Source organism: Cohnella sp. GbtcB17 (assembly GCF_019091135.1).
Classification (GTDB): Bacteria; Bacillota; Bacilli; order Paenibacillales; family Paenibacillaceae; genus Cohnella.
In genome coordinates this window covers 1-6972 of sequence record NZ_JAGXJW010000115.1, presented here as the reverse complement: position 1 = coordinate 6972, position 6972 = coordinate 1, and the positions used below count along the sequence as shown (strand labels likewise).

The 6972-nt window shown below is 62.0% G+C and carries 7 protein-coding genes; all 7 read right to left on the bottom strand.

The window, feature by feature from the left end; translation table 11 throughout:
• Positions 1-210 (bottom strand): GTP-binding protein (locus KVT38_RS32820; RefSeq protein ID WP_306795376.1); only part of this gene is annotated, 210 nt, incomplete at its 3' end.
• A gap of 138 nt (positions 211-348) precedes the next feature.
• Positions 349-1584: an iron uptake transporter deferrochelatase/peroxidase subunit gene (gene efeB, locus KVT38_RS32815; RefSeq protein ID WP_217597953.1), complete on the bottom strand. Its 1236-nt coding sequence runs from the start codon at positions 1582-1584 to the stop codon at positions 349-351.
• A gap of 26 nt (positions 1585-1610) precedes the next feature.
• Positions 1611-2825 (bottom strand): iron uptake system protein EfeO, encoded by a 1215-nt coding sequence (gene efeO, locus KVT38_RS32810; protein WP_254639742.1) that lies wholly within the window; start codon positions 2823-2825, stop codon positions 1611-1613.
• A 52-nt stretch (positions 2826-2877) separates the two neighbouring features.
• Entirely contained in the window at positions 2878-4365 is a 1488-nt protein-coding gene (locus KVT38_RS32805) for an FTR1 family iron permease (protein WP_217597952.1), read from the bottom strand.
• A gap of 174 nt (positions 4366-4539) precedes the next feature.
• Positions 4540-5442 carry a metal ABC transporter permease gene (locus KVT38_RS32800; protein ID WP_217597951.1) on the bottom strand — a complete coding sequence of 301 codons (903 nt, stop codon included), beginning with the start codon at positions 5440-5442 and terminating at the stop codon, positions 4540-4542.
• A complete protein-coding gene (locus KVT38_RS32795; RefSeq protein ID WP_217597950.1) occupies positions 5439-6362 on the bottom strand; it encodes a metal ABC transporter permease in 924 nt (307 codons plus the stop codon). The genes KVT38_RS32800 and KVT38_RS32795 overlap by 4 nt, the downstream gene beginning before the upstream one ends.
• Positions 6359-6972 (bottom strand): metal ABC transporter ATP-binding protein (locus KVT38_RS32790; protein WP_217597949.1); only part of this gene is annotated, 614 nt, incomplete at its 5' end. The genes KVT38_RS32790 and KVT38_RS32795, both read right to left, overlap by 4 nt.

The following is a 6972-nucleotide window of genomic DNA, read 5'->3' as shown; positions in this document are numbered from 1 at the left end:
CGACATCTCGACGAGCGTCTCGTCCGTTCGGGATACGCCTCCGCCGTCCCTGATCAGGTCCGCATCGATATTCACCTCGCTCAAGTCGTTGACGATGACCGCGACCTTTAATCCGCTCCGATTGTTCAGCACATGGTTCAATACCGTCGTTTTCCCCGCACCCAAGTACCCGCTGAGCACCGTGACGGGAATGATTCGTTCATTAGACATGTTTACTCGCTCCTTAATCGTAATTATTACTATTTAAGAAGATAACAAATGCTCTGCGTCGAAGTCAACCTGCGACACCAAAAAAAGCCCGCCGATGGCGAGCTTAAAGGCTGACTAAAAGGCGAGCTTAAAAGGGGACTAGCTCTCAAGAATACGCTGACCGAAATATTGCCCGGGCCGCAAGCCTGCCGGGCAGGCGAACATCGCGCTGGCGACATGGGATACGTAGGCGTTTAAGGCGTCGTTGTTCTGCATCAGGCGAAGCATCGGTACGAACTGCCGGTCCGGGTCGCGCTGGTAGCTGATGAACAGCAGCCCTGCGTCCACGTTGCCCGTCCGTGGATCCACTTTATCGGTATAGGAATACGCGCGACGGTGAATCTGCTGCTTGGATTCTTTAGCCAGCCGAACGTGCGAACGCTCCGGCAGCTTGGCGGCGTCGAACGCATCGAATTCGGCCTTCGCTCCGAACGCGGCGCCCGATACTTTGCTTCTGCCGAACGTCGCCTCCTGGTCGGACAGCGATGTGCGATCCCAGCTCTCGAGCTTCATTTGAATTTTGCGGTACGCCATATAGGAGCCGCCGCGCATCCATGCGGGCTCGTCGTCCCCTGCCCACACGACTTCGTCGTGCCCTTGTGCCGAGTCGTGCAGGCTGTTGGCGGTGCCGTCCTTGAAGCCGAACAAATTGCGCGGCGTCTGTCCCGGCTTCCCGCTCGCGAAGCCTTCCTGCATCCACTTGAGCGAAGCCCGGCCGGTCGACAGCCGGATCAGGTTGCGTATCGCGTGAAAGGCGACCTGCTGATCGTCTGCGCATATTTGCAGACAGACATCTCCGCCCGAGATGCCTTTGTCGATATTTTCGCGCGCCATTCGCGGGATATCCTTCAGGTGCAGCGGCAAAGCTTGGGCAATGCCGAAGCGGTCGACGCCGTCCCGGACGAAAAACGAGGGGCCGAAGCCGATCGTGACCGTCAGCCGCGAGGGCGGCAACTCGAGCGTCTCCCCGGTATCGGTCGGCGGTACGAGCGGATTGTCGCCCAGGCTCATCGTGCCGCCCTTCGCGCTCAGATCGGCGAATCTCGTCCAGTCCTTCAGCATCCCGATCAAATCTTGTTTGCTGCCTGTCGCGATGTCGAACGCCGCCAGATACAAATACGTCTGCTGCGGCGTGACGATGCCGGGCTGATGGTCGGCGTACAGCGGGACGATGTCTTCGTCCGATTGAGCCGAGACCTTCCCGCCCTCGGCCTTCGGCTTGGGAACGCCAAGAATCGCGCCGAGGCCGGAGGCCCCGATCGCGATGCCGGCCCCGACGGTGGCCGACAGCTTCAGAAAATCTTTGCGCGTCATGCCCGTCCGATTCGGTTCCATAATAAGTGTGGGCTCCCTCCGTTAACTTAGAGGATGGCGGCGGTTTGCGACATCAGCTCGGACAACGCGCTGAGGCGGTCGCTGATATCGCGGATCTGATCCGTCGTCAACTCGGTATAAACAACGTATTGACCGTCCTTGACGAATCCGGACAATGCCTTTTCCATCCCTTGAAACGCCTGGTCGAGCTTGTCGGCCAGTTCGACGTTGCTCTCGTTGAGCGCCGGAATGATCGACAGATAAACCGTCTTCGAGCCCTCGACGTTCGCCGCGAGGTCGACGAGATCGATGTGCGAATACAGCTCTTCTTCGCCGGTAATCTTGGACGTTGCCGCTTCGTTCAGCAGCTCCATCGCGCCGGCGACGACCGTCTTCGGCTCGAGCTCGAGCTTCTGAACCTCGGCCTGCAGCGCTTTGACGTCCGTGATCAGCTGGTCGGCGAACTTATCCTGGCCCGCCAGCGAGTTGTCGACCCACAGCGCCTTCTCGATCTCGTGGAAGCCGGTCCAGGTGCTCGGATCGTCCACGTCGGCCAGCCGGGCGTCGATCTTCGGGTCCAGTTCGCCGAAGCTCTCGGCGATCGGCTCGATCGTCTCGTAGTAGACGCGCGCCTTCACGTACTCGGCCTTGGCTTGATCGACATTGCCCGCTTTGACGGCATCCACGAACGCTTGGGTCTGGTCGGTCAGCTTGTTCGTCTGGTCCACGACGTATTGCTGATATTTTTGGACGGCTTCCTTCAGCAGCTCGGAGGAGCTGGCCGTCGACGGCTTGGCGCTTTGCAGCTTCGTCAGCGCGTCGGCCAAGCCGGTCGCATTGACCTTCAGCGCGTCGAAATCGATCTTGTCGTAGGCCGATGCGGAAAAAATCGGCATTTCGTACTTTTCCACGTCCGTGTATTCGAGCGGGAACGTTTGTCTGACGGCGTTTTCGAACGACAGCCAGGTCTCGTTGATCGTCTTGCCGAGCGTCTTAACGCCTTCTGCATCGGCCTTGTCGATAAGGTCCTGCAGCTGCTTCGTTTGATCGAGCATTTGAGCCGTGCCCGCCTGAATCGCGCCAGGTACTTCGGCGCTTGCCGAGGCGGAAGCCGAAGAAGCGGCGGCCGAACCGGTAGAGACGGAAGCGGTAGCTGTAGCCGATGCGCCGGCTGCTTCGTCGTTGTTAGATCCGCCGCTGCATGCGGACAGTGCCAGCATACTTGCAATCGTTACGATACCAAAGGACGTTTTTTTCATCATTATAACGGTCTCCGATCATCTAGCGCTATGCGCAAAAATTAGGTTAAGCCTGTTAAGAAAGCGGGACGTTGCGCCCGCGTCTGCCCTTCAGCAGCGACCATACGACCGCGGTGCAGCCGCAAGCCAGGAAGATGAGCTGCGGCAAGGTGCTGTACCACGAAGGATACAGGCTGAGCGACGTAAGATCGGGCAGCGCTTCGTTCACCGTGGACGGCAACACCCCGGCCATCTGCAGGCTGTGGATGCCGGAGCCCATGAATTTGAAGCAGAGATAGAACACGATCAAGCTGGACCCGAGGAAAAAAGGCCGGATCGGCAGCTTCGAGCCCGCCTTGACGATAACGAAGGCCGCGGCAGCCAGGACGAGGAATCCGGCGGCGATGCCGGCGGCAAGCTCGGTCCCGGGCATCTTGCTGGCCATGCCGATCAGGAAGATGACGGTCTCGAGCCCCTCGCGAACGATAGCGAAAAAAGAGAGCAGCGCCAGCGTAAACATATGCCCGCCGGAAAGCGCGCGCGTGCTCCGCTCGGCGAGCAGCCGGTTGAAGCGCTTCGCGTCCGAATGGCGGTGCAGCCAGTAGCTGACGTACAGCAGCATCAGGCTGGCGCATACGCCCGTCCAACCGTTAATGAGTAAATTGTTGTGTCCGAAGGCGCTCGACGACAGCAGCAGCACGACCGCAAAGCCCGCGCCGACGCTGGCCAGCAGTCCCGCGGCGGAGCCGCCGGCGACCCAAAGCTTGGCCGGCTTGGAGCCGGCTCGCTTGGCGTACATGAGCAGCGCGCCGACGACCAGCAGTGCCTCGAGCCCCTCGCGGATCGGGATAAGCGCCGCGTCCCACCACGAGTACTGCGCATCGGCGAGCGGCGCAAGCCCTTCGACCAGCCGGTCGATGACCGGCTCCGCCAGCGCCCTTTGATCCGGATTGCTCAAATAGCCGTCCAGCATGACCAGATCGCGCTCGGTGTCGTTGTATACGCGCTGCGATTGGCTCACCACGTCGCCCTCAACGGACAGCCATTGCCGCTGAAGCTGCTTGATGCTTTGCCCCGCCTCTTCCCAGCTCCCTTGCTTGGCCAGGTTGCCGGCCTCGCGCAGCTTAAGGATGTACGCAGACAGCGTCATCCGGCTGTTGCCGTCGTTGTCGGCGAACGCGCCGTCGCGCAGGTTGGTGACCGAAAATCGGAGATTGGCGGCCTGCGACGATGCCTCGTCCAGCTTGCCGCTCAGCATCGCAAGCGAGAGGGCCGCGATCTGCCCGTCGATCTCCAGCGCCAGATCGAGCGACTGCCGCTTGACGTCGTTTTTGTCTTTCGCCCACCACTTTTTGATCGCCGCCACATCCTGTGCAGCCGCTTCGGCATCGCCGGCATCCAGATGCGAGACGAGCGCTCCTGCCTGCGATGCCGCCTCCTCCGCGTGCGTCGGCTCCGCCGCGGCCGCTACGGAAGCGAGAGGCCCCATCGCCCAGCCGAGCACGGCAAGCAGCACGAGACTCGCGAGCATCGTTTTTCCGGAAGACCATCTATGCGCCTTCAATGTAAGTCGTCGCCTCCAAGCGCCTTAATCCGTTCTACTTGAAAATGATTCTCAATATTAAGCATTATAGGAGCGATCATTTTAGGTGTCAATGCATTTATATGAAAGAAACGGCCGCGAGACGTCAAATTTGTGACGTGTCGCAGCCGCTATCGTTATTGGGGTCGCAGACGGTCAGTCAGCGCTGTCGGCAGCTGCCGGAACGCGGCCGGCCGGCCGCCCTCTCCGAAGTCGGGAGAGCGCGCCGTAGCGCGGGGAACCGAGGAAGCTCGCCGCGAACAGAAGGCCTGTCGCGAACGCCATCGAGCCCGAGATCGACGTATCGAGCCAGGTCGCGATCCCGTAGCCGATCCAGGCGGACAGCGCGCCGAAGGCGGCGCCGAGCGCCAGCATAACGGACAGCCGGTCGGTCCACAGGTAGGCGGCGGAGGCCGGCGTGATCAGCATCGCGACGACCATGATCGCGCCGACCGCGTCGAACGAGGCGACCGTCGTCACCGATACGAGCGACATGAACGCATAGTGCATAAGCACGGCAGGAATGCCCAGGCTCGCGGCCAGCGCGGGGTCGAACGATGTAATTTTCCACTCCTTGTAAAAGGCGATGATCGCTGCCAGCGCAATCGCGAGCACAAGCGCGAGCAGTGCCACTGCCTCCGGCACTTCGCCGACGAGCGGGAGCCTCACCGTTTCCCAGGGGATAAAGGTGATCTCGCCCATCAGCGTATGCTTCACGTCGAGGTGCGCGTTGCCGACCTGCGTGGCGATCAGCACGACGCCGACCGCGAACAGCGTCGTAAACACGATGCCGATCGACGCCTCCTGCTGCACGCCGCGGGACTGAAACCACTGCACGAGCACGGCGGTAAGCAAGCCGGCGCCTACCGCTCCGATCAGCATATGAACGCCGCTCAGCTCGCGAGTCGCCATGTAGGCCAAGACGATGCCGAGCAGCACCGTATGGCTGATCGCGTCGGCCATCATCGCCATGCGGCGCAGGATGAGCAGCACGCCGATCAATCCGCAACATACGCCGACGAGCGAAGCGGTCAGAAGAATCCAGCCGGCGTAGCTCATCGTCCCGCCCCCTCGCGCGCGGCGATGGGGCCGACGCTTTGGGACGACAGCCGTCTGCGGCTCGCCCGCTGACCGATATAAAGGACGAGCAAGCCTTTGCTGGCGCCGAAAAATAACGATATCGCAAAGGTCGCGGACGCCGCGAGCACGATAAACGGACCGGTCGGCCAGCCGGCGCCCGCCGCGCTGAGCAGCGTTCCCGCCGCGCCGGCGCCTCCCCCGAATACGGCCGACAGGACGATCGTCCATTTGAACGAATGCGTCCAGTAACGGGCGCTGACGGCGGGGATGATGAGCAGCGCCGCCATCAGCACGACGCCGGCCGCCTGAATGCCGACGACGATGACGAGTACCAGTACGGCCAGGTAGATGCCGTTCATGAGGCGAACGGACAATCCGAGTCCCGCCGCGTAGGCGGGGTCGAACAGAAAGAGCTTCCACTCTTTGTAGCCTGCGATCGCGACGAGCAGGACAATCCCCGCCGTCCCCGCCATCAGCCTGACGTCGTCGCCGACCATCGAGGCCGCCTGGCCGAAGATAAAGCTGTCGAGTCCGCTCTGGCTGCCGCCCGCCGTCCGGTTCACGAACGTGAGCAGCATGATGCCGAGTCCGAAAAAGACCGACAGCACGATGCCCATCGCGGCGTCCTCCTTGATGCGGGTCGACGAGCGGATCCAATCGATCAGAAGCGCGCCGAGCAGCGCGCTGATGGCGGCTCCCGCAATCATGACGGGCAGATTTTTCGTGCCGATCAATACGAAGCCGACGATGACGCCGGGCAGCGCGGCATGCGACAAGGCGTCGCTCATGAGGCTCTGGCGTTTCCAATAAGCGAAGCTGCCGATGATCCCCGCCGCCATCCCGAGGATCAAGGTGCTGAGCAGCACCCACTGCGCGTTGTGCGAGAGCAATGTGTTCATCCCGATTTCCCCTCCAGCCAGCGAAGCATGCCGCCGTACGCCGCGCTCAGCCGATCCCGGGTAAAAGCTTCCGCCGTCGTGCCGTGCGCGACGACTGTCCTGTTCAGCAGCAGCACGCGGTCGAAGTAATCCTCCACCGTCTGCAGGTCGTGATGGACGACCATCACCGTCTTGCCCTGCGCTTTGAGACGCTGCAGCGTATCCATGATGACCCGCTCCGTCACGGCGTCCACGCCGGCCAGCGGCTCGTCGAGCATATACAGCTCGGCGTCCTGCGCAAGTGCCCGCGCGAGGAACACCCGCTGCTGTTGACCGCCCGAAAGCTGGCTGATCTGGCGTCCCGCGTAGTCGGCCATCCCCATTTCGGACAGCGCCTGCATCGCTCGTTCCTTGTGCGCGCGGCCGGGACGCCGCAGCCACCCGATCTTGCCGTATAAACCCATCGTCACGACGTCCAGCGCATCGGTCGGGAAGTCCCAGTCCACCGAGCCGCGCTGCGGCACGTAGCCGATCCGCGACTTGACCTTCCGGAACGCCGAGCCGAAAAACGAGACGTCGCCGGAAAGCCGCGGATGCTGATCCAGCAGCGTCTTGAGCAGCGTCGACTTGC